At 67.3% G+C, this 11793-nt stretch carries 22 protein-coding genes; 19 read left to right on the top strand and 3 right to left on the bottom strand.

Annotated features, from left to right (window positions below; translation table 11 throughout):
* Positions 1 to 54: 54 nt before the first annotated feature.
* Together OIC96_RS18965 and OIC96_RS18960 are read left to right on the top strand one after the other, a co-directional pair.
* Positions 55 to 240, top strand: coding sequence for a hypothetical protein (locus tag OIC96_RS18965; protein ID WP_330306707.1), 186 nt, complete (start codon positions 55 to 57; stop codon positions 238 to 240).
* Between the two features lie 19 nt (positions 241 to 259).
* On the top strand, positions 260 to 556 hold the full coding sequence (locus OIC96_RS18960) for a hypothetical protein (protein WP_330306708.1): 297 nt from the start codon (positions 260 to 262) through the stop codon (positions 554 to 556).
* A gap of 27 nt (positions 557 to 583) precedes the next feature.
* Here OIC96_RS18960 and OIC96_RS18955 read toward each other — a convergent pair whose 3' ends face one another.
* The 3 genes from OIC96_RS18955 to OIC96_RS18945 form a co-directional block, all read right to left on the bottom strand.
* Positions 584 to 829, bottom strand: a complete 246-nt coding sequence (locus OIC96_RS18955; protein WP_330306709.1) for a hypothetical protein — start codon at positions 827 to 829, stop codon at positions 584 to 586.
* Positions 830 to 1073: 244 nt separating this feature from the next.
* Positions 1074 to 1940, bottom strand: a complete 867-nt coding sequence (locus tag OIC96_RS18950; RefSeq protein WP_330306710.1) for a helix-turn-helix domain-containing protein — start codon at positions 1938 to 1940, stop codon at positions 1074 to 1076.
* 233 nt (positions 1941 to 2173) lie between these two features.
* The gene (locus OIC96_RS18945) at positions 2174 to 2494 is read right to left on the bottom strand and encodes an ATP-binding protein (RefSeq protein ID WP_330306711.1); all 321 of its coding nucleotides are present in this window, start codon (positions 2492 to 2494) and stop codon (positions 2174 to 2176) included.
* A gap of 72 nt (positions 2495 to 2566) precedes the next feature.
* Between OIC96_RS18945 and OIC96_RS18940 the strand changes: the two genes are divergently transcribed.
* From OIC96_RS18940 to rplE, 17 genes are all read left to right on the top strand, one after another.
* On the top strand, positions 2567 to 2809 hold the full coding sequence (locus tag OIC96_RS18940; RefSeq protein ID WP_330306712.1) for a hypothetical protein: 243 nt from the start codon (positions 2567 to 2569) through the stop codon (positions 2807 to 2809).
* Positions 2810 to 2904: 95 nt separating this feature from the next.
* Positions 2905 to 3372 carry a hypothetical protein gene (locus OIC96_RS18935; RefSeq protein ID WP_330306713.1) on the top strand — a complete coding sequence of 156 codons (468 nt, stop codon included), beginning with the start codon at positions 2905 to 2907 and terminating at the stop codon, positions 3370 to 3372.
* A gap of 287 nt (positions 3373 to 3659) precedes the next feature.
* Positions 3660 to 4625 carry a hypothetical protein gene (locus tag OIC96_RS18930; RefSeq protein ID WP_330306714.1) on the top strand — a complete coding sequence of 322 codons (966 nt, stop codon included), beginning with the start codon at positions 3660 to 3662 and terminating at the stop codon, positions 4623 to 4625.
* A gap of 442 nt (positions 4626 to 5067) precedes the next feature.
* Entirely contained in the window at positions 5068 to 5376 is a 309-nt protein-coding gene (gene rpsJ, locus OIC96_RS18925; protein WP_003948644.1) for a 30S ribosomal protein S10, read from the top strand.
* 17 nt (positions 5377 to 5393) lie between these two features.
* Complete coding sequence (rplC, locus tag OIC96_RS18920; RefSeq protein ID WP_330306715.1) at positions 5394 to 6038, top strand: 50S ribosomal protein L3; 645 nt, start codon at positions 5394 to 5396, stop codon at positions 6036 to 6038.
* 5 nt (positions 6039 to 6043) lie between these two features.
* The gene (gene rplD / locus OIC96_RS18915) at positions 6044 to 6700 is read left to right on the top strand and encodes a 50S ribosomal protein L4 (RefSeq protein WP_037747970.1); all 657 of its coding nucleotides are present in this window, start codon (positions 6044 to 6046) and stop codon (positions 6698 to 6700) included.
* Positions 6700 to 7116: a 50S ribosomal protein L23 gene (gene rplW, locus OIC96_RS18910; RefSeq protein WP_190037503.1), complete on the top strand. Its 417-nt coding sequence runs from the start codon at positions 6700 to 6702 to the stop codon at positions 7114 to 7116. Before rplD ends, rplW begins: the two co-directional genes overlap by 1 nt.
* Positions 7117 to 7155: 39 nt before the next feature.
* A complete protein-coding gene (rplB, locus tag OIC96_RS18905) occupies positions 7156 to 7992 on the top strand; it encodes a 50S ribosomal protein L2 (protein ID WP_020132633.1) in 837 nt (278 codons plus the stop codon).
* A gap of 12 nt (positions 7993 to 8004) precedes the next feature.
* Positions 8005 to 8286 (top strand): 30S ribosomal protein S19, encoded by a 282-nt coding sequence (gene rpsS / locus OIC96_RS18900; RefSeq protein ID WP_020132632.1) that lies wholly within the window; start codon positions 8005 to 8007, stop codon positions 8284 to 8286.
* A gap of 41 nt (positions 8287 to 8327) precedes the next feature.
* Positions 8328 to 8675 carry a 50S ribosomal protein L22 gene (gene rplV / locus OIC96_RS18895; protein ID WP_006604878.1) on the top strand — a complete coding sequence of 116 codons (348 nt, stop codon included), beginning with the start codon at positions 8328 to 8330 and terminating at the stop codon, positions 8673 to 8675.
* Positions 8675 to 9508, top strand: a complete 834-nt coding sequence (gene rpsC, locus OIC96_RS18890) for a 30S ribosomal protein S3 (RefSeq protein ID WP_330306716.1) — start codon at positions 8675 to 8677, stop codon at positions 9506 to 9508. Before rplV ends, rpsC begins: the two co-directional genes overlap by 1 nt.
* Before the next feature lie 5 nt (positions 9509 to 9513).
* Positions 9514 to 9933 carry a 50S ribosomal protein L16 gene (gene rplP / locus OIC96_RS18885; RefSeq protein WP_004927269.1) on the top strand — a complete coding sequence of 140 codons (420 nt, stop codon included), beginning with the start codon at positions 9514 to 9516 and terminating at the stop codon, positions 9931 to 9933.
* Positions 9933 to 10157 carry a 50S ribosomal protein L29 gene (rpmC, locus tag OIC96_RS18880; RefSeq protein WP_003998824.1) on the top strand — a complete coding sequence of 75 codons (225 nt, stop codon included), beginning with the start codon at positions 9933 to 9935 and terminating at the stop codon, positions 10155 to 10157. Before rplP ends, rpmC begins: the two co-directional genes overlap by 1 nt.
* Positions 10157 to 10441, top strand: a complete 285-nt coding sequence (gene rpsQ, locus OIC96_RS18875) for a 30S ribosomal protein S17 (RefSeq protein WP_327431000.1) — start codon at positions 10157 to 10159, stop codon at positions 10439 to 10441. The genes rpmC and rpsQ overlap by 1 nt, the downstream gene beginning before the upstream one ends.
* A 100-nt stretch (positions 10442 to 10541) precedes the next feature.
* Positions 10542 to 10910 carry a 50S ribosomal protein L14 gene (gene rplN, locus OIC96_RS18870; protein WP_003992364.1) on the top strand — a complete coding sequence of 123 codons (369 nt, stop codon included), beginning with the start codon at positions 10542 to 10544 and terminating at the stop codon, positions 10908 to 10910.
* A 2-nt stretch (positions 10911 to 10912) separates the two neighbouring features.
* Positions 10913 to 11236: a 50S ribosomal protein L24 gene (gene rplX, locus OIC96_RS18865; protein WP_327431001.1), complete on the top strand. Its 324-nt coding sequence runs from the start codon at positions 10913 to 10915 to the stop codon at positions 11234 to 11236.
* Positions 11236 to 11793 carry a 50S ribosomal protein L5 gene (gene rplE, locus OIC96_RS18860; RefSeq protein WP_067367099.1) on the top strand — a complete coding sequence of 186 codons (558 nt, stop codon included), beginning with the start codon at positions 11236 to 11238 and terminating at the stop codon, positions 11791 to 11793. The genes rplX and rplE overlap by 1 nt, the downstream gene beginning before the upstream one ends.

Here is an 11793-nt window from a genome sequence, read left to right as displayed (position 1 = left end):
CCGGCCCCCTGTGTCCGTTCCGGGCAATGCCTCGGTGAGACAGAAAGGTGCGTCGTGGGAGCGGGATTCCTGTTCATATTCGTCCCGCTGTTCCTGTACCTGACCCCCATGACCCTGCTGTGCGTGAAAATCGCCGACAGGAACTCGTGGAAAATGGGACTCGTATTCGCGAGCGGCCTGATATTCCTCCCCGCCGTGCTGGTCACGGGCTGGATCCTCGTGGGGACCGGAGTCCTGTGATGCGAAAGGCCGAAGACGCGTGACTGTCATAGTCGTCGCACTGGCGGTGGCACTCATGGCCACTTCGTACGTATGGCCGTTCGTACCGTTGGTCATCTACCCGATGCGCAGATGGCGAGGGTTCTGGGCCGCGCTCTACTGCGGTGCGCTCGGTGCGGTCTGCGCGGTGGAGTTCCGCGACTTCCACTACATGGTCGGCGTTTTCTTCGAGATCTCGGTAGCCGTCTCGGTACTCAGAGCGATCGTCGAAGCGTCCGGGCTCGCGGAGCCGGCTCGCAGAAGGCGGCAAGAGTCCCGGGCCCGCGCCCTGCGGTGAGCGAGCGCTCCAGACCGAGGTCGGGGCTCAGTCCTCCACGAAGACCTCGGACGCCGATGTGGCGGTGATGGCCCGATCCAGCCAGAGGTCCAGCATGTCGAGGTCGTCGCAGGACGCGATGCGCTCACGGTCCTCGTCCGAGACGTCGATCCCACGGCGGTCCAGGACTCGCAGTATGGCTCCGGCCGTTCCTTCGGCCCTTCCTTCGGCTCTGCCTTCATCCCGGATTTCCTCGGCCAGAGGGGACTGGAAGAAGGAGAGGTCGACGGCCATGAGATGCCTCCACAGATCTGCGCCCGGAGCTTTTCCCAGGCCCTGTGCGATGAGTTCTATGACGGTTCTCGGTGAGGTCCGTCGGTAAGGGTGAGGTGGAGACGGGGTCGGCGAACGGCACCCCGAGTGCTCTGGCGGCGCGGACAAAGACGCCGGGGTCCTGCTGAAAGATCCTGTGCATCGCCTCGTGCGGGGAACTGACCATAGTGCTGTCGGGAACCTTTCGTAGGGCTTCGCTTGCCTGTCAGGCGGCTACGGGAACTCGGGGCCGGCAGTCGCGGCAGCGTCCAGGGGCTGGGGCGCGGAAAGCGCGGTCGCAGCCCTCGCAGTTCTGGAGGGGCTGCGGGCGTAAGACCACTGGAGCTGCGGGCAGGGGTGGAGGCAGCAGTTCCGTGAGGCGGTGGGCCAACAGGGCCGCCGGGTGGTGCAGGGGCTCGCGAGGGAGGCTCGCCGTCAGAGTGCGGCGTACGGCTTCGGGGGCGGCACCGCGCTCCAGCCAGGCGGTGACGGCCGGGGCGAGGCGGTGTACGTCGCGCTCGGGGAGCAGGAGGCGGGGGTCGTCGCGGTGCAGCCCGGCGAGGAGCGCGGTGGCCGTGCGGTGGCCGTCCAGGTCGGGGGTGCGCGGTACGGGGAGCGTGGGCTTCGCCGTGGGTGCCGCCTGCGGCAGAGCCTCGGGGGCATGCCGTACGGGGACGGGTGCGGACCTTGGCGGGGAAGCGGGCCGGGGTTCCGGAGCGGGCCGAGTGACCGGGTTGTGGAGCCCCCTCGGCTGGTTGTACGACACCGCGTGCGTCACCACCCGCCCGCTCGGCAGCCGCTCCCGCGTGCGGGACAGATAGCCGTGCGCCTCCAGCTCCCGCAGGGCCGCCGCGATCCTCGTCTCGCCCTCGGGGAAACGGGCGGCCAGCGTCTTGATGTCCACGCGGGCCTCGGCGGGCAGCGACTGGATGTGGGCGGCGAGGCCGATCGCGGTGAGGGACAGCTCGCGGTGCTGGGCGAGGTGGTTGCCGATGACCGTGTAGCGGGTGGTGTGGCGGACGTTGATGTGGGTGACGCCCCGCAGAATCCGGGGCTGGGCGCACGGGGGCGCGCTAGGGTTCTGCGTATCCATCGGGAAGCTCCTACTTCCTCGGTGGTCAGGCCCTCGATCGGGATTGCAGTCCCGGCCGGGGGCCGTCGCATGTCTGCGGTTGTGGTCGTGAGCATATGCGTGCCAACGGGCGGAAAATCCAGCCGAGTTGGTGATCGTCACCCTTGCGAGTGACGGGAGGCTGGTGGGGTTGGGAGGGGTTTTCTCCCTGGGGGATTGAAAGACTTTGATGTCGCGACCGACCGCTTCCCGGTTCACCGGGACGTGGTGGACCGCGTTTCGGTGAGAGCCCCCTCCGGTGCTTCCGGTACGAGGCGCAGCTCCGCCCAGACCGTCTTGCGTGGCGGTGGACCGGACGTCACGCCCCAGCGATCCGCCAGCGCCTCGACCAGCACAAGCCCGCGCCCGGACTCGCCCTCGGGGAACGCCCGTTGAGCCTCGGGGAGTCGGTCACCCCGCGTGTCGGTCACCTCGACGCGGAGGGCGCTCTCCGTCGCCGTAACCGTGAGGTGGAAGTCCCTTCCCGGTACCCGCCCATGCGTCGGAGAGCTGGACGGTGAACTCGCGTGCGGCATGATCAATAACCTCAAGAAGCAGAAGGTGCTCCCGCCACCATGCGACTGATTACAGATGCAAGGAAGTCGGCTATGGCGTCCAAGTGGGACTGGGGCACTGGCGAGGGCGTGTCGCATATCGACGACCCCGCCGAGGTTGACGCCGCCTTCGAGCGGGGTGAGTGGCCTCTGGGTTCGGCGGTGATCGGGTTGGCCTTCAATTGTTGGACGGAAGAGGCATCGCCTCGGATTGTCAGGGCGATGCAGTTGCAGGATCTCGCTCAGCGGGGGTTCGCGTTCACCGAGGCCGGTGCCGCGGCGCGGATCAACGGCTGACTGACCCTCGAGCTGTACGCCGCGCTGCGCGCGGAGGGGATCAAGAGATGCATGGCGGCCCTGCGCCGACGTAGCTGACATCGGGAGAGGCGAACATGGTGTCCGGGTGGAACTGGGACGGTGACGAGAGCCTGCTGCGCTTCGACGACCCCGTCGAGTGGGACGCGGCGTACGAACGCGGCGAGGGCCCACTGGGCTCCGCCGCGATCGGGCTGGCCTTCAACTGCTCTCTGGCCGAGGCCTCGCCGCGGATTGTCCGGGCGATGCAGTTGCCAGACCGCGATCAGCGAGGGTACGCGTTCACCGCGGCCGGCACCGCGGCCCGACTCAACGGTGAGCTGACCTCGCAGCTGTACGCCGCGCTGCGCGCCGAGGGCCCCGGCGGCACCGCCGAGGACGCCATCAGGGACACCCTGACCTTTGTGCCGTTCCGGCAGTTGCCGCCGTGGTTCAAGTGGCAGATGGTGCGGATGACCGTGCTGGACAAGCTGGAGTACTGGTGGATGCTGTCCAAGGATGCCGTCGGCGACGCCTGGCGGGCCCTGCGCGGCCGCCGCTCCTGAGCAAGCACAGCCTCCGGTCGTACCCTCTCCCCCTGAATGCCTCACGTCATGTTCACGCCACGGTCAGGGGGAGCCCGTATGCGTAGATCCACTCCGTTCGCCCGAGCCCTCGGGGGCGCCGCGCTGCTGTGTGCCGCGGTCGGGATGGTGCTCGGGATCGCGCGGTACGGGGCCGGGACACCGCGGCTGGACGCCCTGATCCCGCTCGCCCTGGCCGCTGTCCTCGCCGGTGGCTGGGTGCTCGCCGTGCGCGCGGCTCCGCCCGTGGGAGGCTGGCGTCGGCGGGGATGCCGGCCGGGATACCCGCCGCTCTCGGGTCGATCCGGCGCGACTGGGGATACGTCGCCGGGGCCTACCTGCTGATGTGGGCGCCGTACGCCGCCGCGCGGGTCGCGTACGGCACCGACTACGGCAAGAGCGGTTCGCCGGCCGCGAGCGCCCTGTGCGCCCTCACCCTGCTCTACGCCGTCATCGGCTCCCTGTACGGCATCGGCCTGCTCGGCAGGCAACTCGGCGCCGCCCAGCGGCTGTTGCGGGAGGACGCCACCGCGGGGCGCGTCCACGCCGTACGGGTGCGGAACACCGGCGCCGTCCAGGAGAACTACCGCAGCCCCGCCCGCACCGGCGTCGGCAAGACCAGCGTCTCCGTCTCGCGCTGGCTGGAACTGGAGGCGGACGGCGCGGGCGATGTCCGGCCGCTGCGGCTGAGGGCGATGGAGGGCGTCAACTTCAAGATCGCCACGGGGGAGAAGCATCTTTCCCAGGCCGCCTCCCAGCTGGCCGGGCACGAGGGCTGGCTGTGCTGGCCCACCCGGTGGAAGGAGATCGCGGCCACCGACCGGCGGATGATCGTCCCCGCCGCGTTCGTCACCGACAGCGGGCATGTGGTGTGGGGGTGCATGTACGAGGAGGACTGGCGGCCCTGGCTGCGCGGCGAAGCCGCCGGCGCGGGCGACACCGAGCCGGGTCTCGCCGCCGTACACGGCACCGAGCCGGGCCGCGCGGCCGTGCCCGCGCCGCGGCCCTCCCGGTTCACGGCCGCGTACCGTGGGTTCCTGCCGGTCCTGCTGGCCGCGCTGCTCGCCACCGTTCCGTACCTGCTCGGCCTGGTGCCGGTGCTCGCCGCGGCGGGGCTGGCCGCGCTGTCGGGCTTCCTGACCTTCTTCGGCGCCGCGATCCTGTCGGGCAGCGGCACGGACGGCGGGCCGGACGTATGGGCCGTGCGCGAGGAACTGCACCCCTCGCTGCGCTGAGCACCCGCGCCGACGCGCGGCGGACAGGGTTTGACGTGCGTCACCTTCGGGGTACGATCCTCGGCTCGATTGGCCAGGCCCCTGTCGCATATGGCAGACTGTCGGAGTTGCTCGGTCGAGTGCCGATGCTGCGCGCCTCCCGTCGGGAGGACCGGAAGCGAGTCCCACAGTACTCGTCGCCTCAACTGCCGTAAGGCAGCGCTGGGGCGGACGTACGGGAATCTTCCGGGAAGTGTCAGCGGGGTGCAGGCCAGGCGCCCGGTGGGTGTTTTGCCCCCGGTCCTGCGGTTGCTTTCGGGCGAGCCGCGTCCCTCGTAGGGAAATCCGTAACGGATATCTGTGCGGCAGGAGCGCGACACACCCGACCGCGTGGGTCGGAGGACAGGACGCGAACCCCCGGGTTCCAGAGCGTTTTCACTAGACAAAGGACTACTGAGTAGCCATGGCGGGACAGAAGATCCGCATCCGGCTCAAGGCCTACGACCACGAGGTCATCGACTCCTCGGCGAAGAAGATCGTCGAGACGGTGACCCGCACTGGTGCGTCGGTTGCAGGCCCGGTGCCGCTGCCCACTGAGAAGAACGTGTACTGCGTCATCAAGTCGCCGCACAAGTACAAGGACTCGCGCGAGCACTTCGAGATGCGCACGCACAAGCGCCTGATCGACATTCTCGACCCGACGCCCAAGACCGTTGACTCTCTGATGCGACTCGACCTCCCGGCCGGTGTCGACATCGAGATCAAGCTCTAGGGATCGGTGATCTGAGAATGGCTAAGCAGATCAAGGGCATCCTGGGCGAGAAGCTCGGTATGACGCAGGTTTGGGACGAGAACAACCGTGTTGTTCCCGTGACTGTCGTCAAGGCCGGGCCCAATGTCGTTACCCAGGTCCGCACGAACGACATCGACGGCTACGAGTCGGTCCAGATCGCCTTCGGCGAGATCGACCCTCGCAAGGTGAACAAGCCCCTCAAGGGTCACTTCGCCAAGGCCGACGTCACCCCCCGCCGTCACCTCGTCGAGATCCGTACCGCTGACGCCAGCGAGTACACCCTCGGCCAGGAGATCACCGCCGAGACCTTCGAGGCCGGCGTCAAGGTGGACGTGACCGGCAAGAGCAAGGGCAAGGGCTTCGCCGGTGTCATGAAGCGTCACAACTTCAAGGGCCTCGGCGCCGGTCACGGCACCCAGCGCAAGCACCGCTCTCCCGGCTCCATCGGTGGCTGCGCCACCCCGGGCCGCGTGTTCAAGGGCCTCCGCATGGCGGGTCGCATGGGCAACGAGCGGGTCACCACCCAGAACCTGACCGTTCACGCCGTTGACGCGGAGAAGGGCCTGCTCCTTATCAAGGGCGCGGTTCCTGGTCCGAACGGCGGCCTCGTCCTGGTCCGCACCGCGGTCAAGGGGGCCTAAGGACTATGAGCACCATTGACATTCTGTCGCCCTCCGGCGACACCGCTGGGACCGTTGAGCTCCCGGCCGAGATCTTCGATGTAGAGAAGATCAGCATCCCGCTGCTTCACCAGGTCGTCGTCGCACAGCTGGCCGCTGCCCGTCAGGGCACGCACAAGGTCAAGCGTCGTGGCGAGGTCCGCGGTGGCGGTAAGAAGCCTTACCGCCAGAAGGGCACCGGCCGCGCGCGCCAGGGTTCGACCCGTGCGCCGCAGTTCGCCGGCGGTGGCGTCGTCCACGGCCCCACGCCGCGTGACTACTCGCAGCGGACCCCGAAGAAGATGAAGGCCGCGGCCCTGCGCCACGCCCTCACCGACCGGGCCCGCAACGCTCGCATCCACGTCATCACCGGCGTGATCGAGGGCGAGACCCCCTCCACCAAGGCCGCCAAGAGCTTCCTCGGCAAGGTCAGCGAGCGCAAGAACGTGCTCCTGGTCATCGAGCGCTCCGACGAGGCCGCGCTGCTTTCCGCGCGCAACCTGCCCCAGGTCCACATCCTGGAGCCGGGCCAGCTGAACACGTACGACGTTCTCGTCTCGGACGACGTGGTCTTCACCCAGGCCGCTTTCGAGTCCTTCGTGTCTGGCCCCCAGGCCGCTGACACCGAAGGGAGCGAAGCCTGATGGCTACGCGTCACCCGAGCATTGCCTCGAAGGCCGCCAAGGCCAAGAAGGTCGCGCGCGTCGCCAAGGCGAAGCGCCACGAGACCGAGGGCAAGAACACCGTAGAGACGCCGCTGAGCAAGAGCTTCACGGATCCCCGTGACGTCCTCCTCAAGCCGGTCGTCTCCGAGAAGAGCTACGCGCTTCTCGACGAGGGCAAGTACACCTTCGTCGTGGACCCGCGGGCCAACAAGACCCAGATCAAGCAGGCCGTCCAGGCGGTCTTCTCGGTCAAGGTCACCGGAGTCAACACGATCAACCGTCAGGGCAAGCGCAAGCGGACCAAGACGGGCTTCGGCAAGCGTGCTGACAGCAAGCGCGCGATCGTGACCCTCGCTGAGGGCGACCGTATCGACATCTTCGGCCAGGCCTCCTAACGGAGCGCCCTGGTCCGAATATCGGACGAGGACTGAGAAATGGGAATCCGCAAGTACAAGCCGACTACGCCGGGCCGTCGTGGCTCCAGCGTCGCCGACTTCGTCGAGGTCACGCGGTCCACGCCGGAGAAGTCGCTGGTCCGCCCGCTGCACAGCAAGGGCGGCCGTAACAACGCCGGTCGTGTGACCGTTCGCCACCAGGGTGGCGGACACAAGCGCGCCTACCGAGTGATCGACTTCCGTCGTCACGACAAGGACGGCGTGCCGGCGAAGGTCGCGCACATCGAGTACGACCCCAACCGCACCGCGCGCATCGCGCTGCTGCACTACGCGGACGGCGAGAAGCGTTACATCCTCGCCCCCCGCAACCTGTCGCAGGGTGACCGCGTCGAGAACGGTCCTGGGGCCGACATCAAGCCGGGCAACAACCTGGCGCTCCGCAACATCCCGGTCGGTACCACGATCCACGCGATCGAGATCCGTCCCGGTGGCGGCGCCAAGTTCGCCCGCTCCGCCGGTGCCTCGGTGCAGCTGCTCGCGAAGGAGGGCACCATGGCCCACCTCCGCATGCCCTCCGGTGAGATCCGCCTGGTCGACCAGCGCTGCCGCGCCACGGTCGGCGAGGTCGGCAACGCCGAGCAGAGCAACATCAACTGGGGTAAGGCCGGCCGCAAGCGCTGGCTGGGCGTTCGCCCGACCGTCCGCGGTGTGGCGATGAACCCGGTTGACCACCCGCACGGTGGTGGTGAGGGCAAGACCTCCGGTGGTCGCCACCCGGTCTCCCCGTGGGGTCAGAAGGAGGGTCGTACTCGTTCGCCGAAGAAGGCTTCGAACAAGTACATCGTCCGCCGCCGCAAGACGAACAAGAAGCGCTAGGAGCGGGTTTAGATGCCGCGCAGTCTCAAGAAGGGACCCTTCGTTGACGGCCACCTCGTAAAGAAGGTGGACGCTCAGAACGAAGCCGGTTCCAAGAACGTCATCAAGACCTGGTCCCGTCGCTCGATGATCATCCCGGCCATGCTCGGCCACACGATCGCGGTGCACAACGGCAAGACCCACATTCCGGTGTTTGTCACCGAGTCGATGGTCGGCCACAAGCTCGGCGAGTTCTCGCCGACGCGCACCTTCCGGGGTCACGTCAAGGACGACCGGAAGTCGAAGCGCCGCTAACGCGGGGTGGAATGACCATGACAGACACTGGAAGGACAACCATGGAAGCCAGGGCCCAGGCGCGGTACATCCGCGTTACGCCCATGAAGGCCCGCCGCGTGGTGGACCTTATCCGTGGCATGGATGCCACGGAGGCTCAGGCGGTCCTGCGTTTCGCCCCGCAGGCCGCGAGCGTGCCCGTTGGCAAGGTGCTTGACAGCGCCATCGCCAACGCCGCGCACAACTACGACCACACCGACGCCGGCAGCCTCGTCATCTCTGAGGCGTACGTCGACGAGGGTCCGACCCTGAAGCGGTTCCGTCCGCGCGCCCAGGGCCGTGCCTACCGGATCCGCAAGCGGACCAGCCACATCACCGTGGTCGTCAGCAGCAAGGAAGGAACCCGGTAATGGGCCAGAAGGTTAACCCGCATGGGTTCCGGCTCGGCATCACCACGGACTTCAAGTCCCGTTGGTACGCCGACAAGCTGTACAAGGACTACGTCAAGGAAGACGTCGCCATCCGTCGGATGATGACGTCCGGCATGGAGCGCGCCGGTATCTCGAAGGTTGAGATCGAGCGCACCCGTGACCGCGTGCGGGTGGACATCCACACCGCGCGTCCCGGCATCGTCATCGGCCGCCGTGGCGCCGAGGCCGACCGCATCCGCGGTGACCTCGAGAAGCTCACGGGCAAGCAGGTCCAGCTGAACATCCTCGAGGTCAAGAACCCCGAGACCGACGCTCAGCTGGTTGCTCAGGCCGTTGCCGAGCAGCTGTCCTCCCGCGTCTCCTTCCGTCGTGCCATGCGTAAGAGCATGCAGGGCACGATGAAGGCCGGCGCCAAGGGCATCAAGATCCAGTGTGGTGGCCGTCTCGGCGGCGCCGAGATGTCCCGCTCGGAGTTCTACCGCGAGGGCCGTGTGCCCCTGCACACGCTCCGTGCGAACGTCGACTACGGCTTCTTCGAGGCCAAGACGACCTTCGGCCGTATCGGTGTGAAGGTCTGGATCTACAAGGGCGACGTCAAGAACATCGCCGAGGTCCGCGCCGAGAACGCCGCTGCCCGCGCCGGCAACCGCCCGGCTCGTGGCGGCGCTGACCGCCCGGCCGGCCGTGGTGGCCGCGGTGGCGAGCGTGGCGGTCGCGGTCGTAAGCCGCAGCAGGCTCCCGCTGCCGAGGCCCCCAAGGCCGAGGCTCCGGCGGCTGCCGCTCCGGCTGAGAGCACCGGAACGGAGGCCTGACCGACATGCTGATCCCCCGTAGGGTCAAGCACCGCAAGCAGCACCACCCGAAGCGCCGTGGTCAGGCCAAGGGCGGTACGACGGTTGCGTTCGGCGAGTACGGCATTCAGGCCCTCACGCCGGCGTACGTCACGAACCGCCAGATCGAGGCCGCGCGTATCGCGATGACCCGCCACATCAAGCGTGGCGGCAAGGTCTGGATCAACATCTACCCGGACCGCCCGCTCACGAAGAAGCCTGCCGAGACCCGCATGGGTTCCGGTAAGGGTTCTCCCGAGTGGTGGATCGCGAACGTGCACCCGGGCCGGGTCATGTTCGAACTGTCCTACCCCAACGAGAAGATCGCCCGTGAGGCCCTCACTCGCGCAGCCCACAAGCTGCCGATGAAGTGCCGGATCGTCAAGCGCGAGGCAGGTGAAGCGTGATGTCGGCCGGTACCAAGGCGTCCGAGCTGCGCGAACTGGGTGACGAGGAGCTTCTCGCGAAGCTCCGCGAAGCCAAGGAAGAGCTGTTCAACCTCCGCTTCCAGGCGGCGACCGGTCAGCTCGAGAACCACGGTCGGCTCAAGGCCGTCCGCAAGGACATCGCGCGGATCTACACCCTGATGCGTGAGCGCGAGCTGGGCATCGAAACGGTGGAGAGCGCCTGATGAGTGAGAGCAACGTGACTGAGACCGCTGAGGCCCGTGGCTTCCGCAAGACCCGTGAGGGTCTCGTCGTCAGCGACAAGATGGACAAGACCGTCGTCGTCGCCGTCGAGGACCGCGTGAAGCACGCGCTGTACGGCAAGGTCATCCGCCGTACCAGCAAGCTCAAGGCCCACGACGAGCAGAACGCCGCAGGCGTCGGCGACCGCGTCCTCCTCATGGAGACGCGTCCGCTGTCCTCGACGAAGCGCTGGCGCATCGTCGAGATCCTCGAGAAGGCCAAGTAATTACCTGAGGGGTATCCCTCGGGTTCGTTCCGCCAGGCTCGGGGCGGGGTCGCCGTAAGGCACCCCGCCCCGGGAACCGGCAGACAATCAGGAGATAGACGTGATCCAGCAGGAGTCGCGACTGCGTGTCGCCGACAACACTGGTGCGAAGGAAATCCTTTGCATCCGTGTGCTCGGTGGCTCCGGTCGCCGCTACGCGGGCATCGGTGACGTCATCGTCGCCACCGTCAAGGACGCGATCCCCGGCGGCAACGTGAAGAAGGGTGACGTCATCAAGGCGGTCATCGTTCGCACCGTCAAGGAGCGCCGCCGTCCGGACGGCTCGTACATCCGCTTCGACGAGAACGCCGCTGTCATTCTCAAGAACGACGGCGACCCTCGTGGCACCCGTATCTTCGGCCCTGTCGGCCGTGAGCTGCGCGAGAAGAAGTTCATGAAGATCATCTCGCTCGCGCCGGAGGTGCTGTAAGCATGAAGATCAAGAAGGGTGACACGGTTCAGGTCATCACCGGCAAGGACAAGGGCAAGCAGGGCAAGGTCATTGCCGCTTACCCGCGCGACGAGCGCGTCCTGGTCGAGGGTGTCAACCGGGTCAAGAAGCACACCAAGGCCGGCCCGACCGCCAAGGGTTCGCAGGCCGGTGGCATCGTCACGACCGAGGCCCCGATTCACGTGAGCAACGTTCAGCTCGTCGTGGAGAAGGACGGCAACAAGGTCGTCACGCGTGTCGGTTACCGCTTCGACGACGAGGGCAACAAGATCCGCGTTGCCAAGCGGACGGGTGAGGACATCTGATGGCTACCACCACCACTCCGCGTCTCAAGACGAAGTACCGCGAGGAGATCGCGGGCAAGCTGCTTGAGGAGTTCTCGTACGAGAACGTCATGCAGGTTCCCGGTCTCGTCAAGATCGTGGTCAACATGGGTGTCGGCGACGCCGCCCGTGACTCGAAGCTCATGGACGGTGCCGTCCGTGACCTGACCACGATCACCGGTCAGAAGCCGGCCGTCACCAAGGCCCGCAAGTCCATCGCGCAGTTCAAGCTGCGTGAGGGTCAGCCGATCGGTGCCCACGTCACGCTCCGTGGCGACCGCATGTGGGAGTTCCTGGACCGCACCCTGTCGCTCGCGCTGCCGCGCATCCGCGACTTCCGTGGTCTGTCCCCCAAGCAGTTCGACGGCCGTGGCAACTACACCTTCGGTCTCACGGAGCAGGTCATGTTCCACGAGATCGACCAGGACAAGATCGACCGTACCCGGGGCATGGACATCACCGTGGTGACCACGGCGACCAACGACGCTGAGGGCCGCGCCCTTCTCCGTCACCTCGGCTTCCCCTTCAAGGAGGCGTAA

The organism is Streptomyces sp. NBC_00775 (genome assembly GCF_036347135.1).
Taxonomy (GTDB): Bacteria; Actinomycetota; Actinomycetes; order Streptomycetales; family Streptomycetaceae; genus Streptomyces; species Streptomyces lutosisoli.
Note: the sequence above shows the minus strand (reverse complement) of the source record. Positions and strands in the feature narration are given on the sequence as shown.

Bases quoted from the DNA above. Each gene is read 5' to 3' on its own strand.
- OIC96_RS18955 (WP_330306709.1), bottom strand. From the start codon at position 829: ATGGCCGTCGACCTCTCCTTCTTCCAGTCCCCTCTGGCCGAGGAAATC.
- OIC96_RS18950 (WP_330306710.1), bottom strand. From the start codon at position 1,940: ATGGATACGCAGAACCCTAGCGCGCCCCCGTGCGCCCAGCCCCGGATT.
- OIC96_RS18945 (WP_330306711.1), bottom strand. From the start codon at position 2,494: ATGCCGCACGCGAGTTCACCGTCCAGCTCTCCGACGCATGGGCGGGTA.
- OIC96_RS18940 (WP_330306712.1), top strand. From the start codon at position 2,567: ATGGCGTCCAAGTGGGACTGGGGCACTGGCGAGGGCGTGTCGCATATC.
- OIC96_RS18935 (WP_330306713.1), top strand. From the start codon at position 2,905: ATGGTGTCCGGGTGGAACTGGGACGGTGACGAGAGCCTGCTGCGCTTC.
- OIC96_RS18930 (WP_330306714.1), top strand. From the start codon at position 3,660: ATGCCGGCCGGGATACCCGCCGCTCTCGGGTCGATCCGGCGCGACTGG.
- rpsJ (WP_003948644.1), top strand. From the start codon at position 5,068: ATGGCGGGACAGAAGATCCGCATCCGGCTCAAGGCCTACGACCACGAG.
- rplC (WP_330306715.1), top strand. From the start codon at position 5,394: ATGGCTAAGCAGATCAAGGGCATCCTGGGCGAGAAGCTCGGTATGACG.
- rplD (WP_037747970.1), top strand. From the start codon at position 6,044: ATGAGCACCATTGACATTCTGTCGCCCTCCGGCGACACCGCTGGGACC.
- rplW (WP_190037503.1), top strand. From the start codon at position 6,700: ATGGCTACGCGTCACCCGAGCATTGCCTCGAAGGCCGCCAAGGCCAAG.
- rplB (WP_020132633.1), top strand. From the start codon at position 7,156: ATGGGAATCCGCAAGTACAAGCCGACTACGCCGGGCCGTCGTGGCTCC.
- rpsS (WP_020132632.1), top strand. From the start codon at position 8,005: ATGCCGCGCAGTCTCAAGAAGGGACCCTTCGTTGACGGCCACCTCGTA.
- rplV (WP_006604878.1), top strand. From the start codon at position 8,328: ATGGAAGCCAGGGCCCAGGCGCGGTACATCCGCGTTACGCCCATGAAG.
- rpsC (WP_330306716.1), top strand. From the start codon at position 8,675: ATGGGCCAGAAGGTTAACCCGCATGGGTTCCGGCTCGGCATCACCACG.
- rplP (WP_004927269.1), top strand. From the start codon at position 9,514: ATGCTGATCCCCCGTAGGGTCAAGCACCGCAAGCAGCACCACCCGAAG.
- rpmC (WP_003998824.1), top strand. From the start codon at position 9,933: ATGTCGGCCGGTACCAAGGCGTCCGAGCTGCGCGAACTGGGTGACGAG.
- rpsQ (WP_327431000.1), top strand. From the start codon at position 10,157: ATGAGTGAGAGCAACGTGACTGAGACCGCTGAGGCCCGTGGCTTCCGC.
- rplX (WP_327431001.1), top strand. From the start codon at position 10,913: ATGAAGATCAAGAAGGGTGACACGGTTCAGGTCATCACCGGCAAGGAC.
- rplE (WP_067367099.1), top strand. From the start codon at position 11,236: ATGGCTACCACCACCACTCCGCGTCTCAAGACGAAGTACCGCGAGGAG.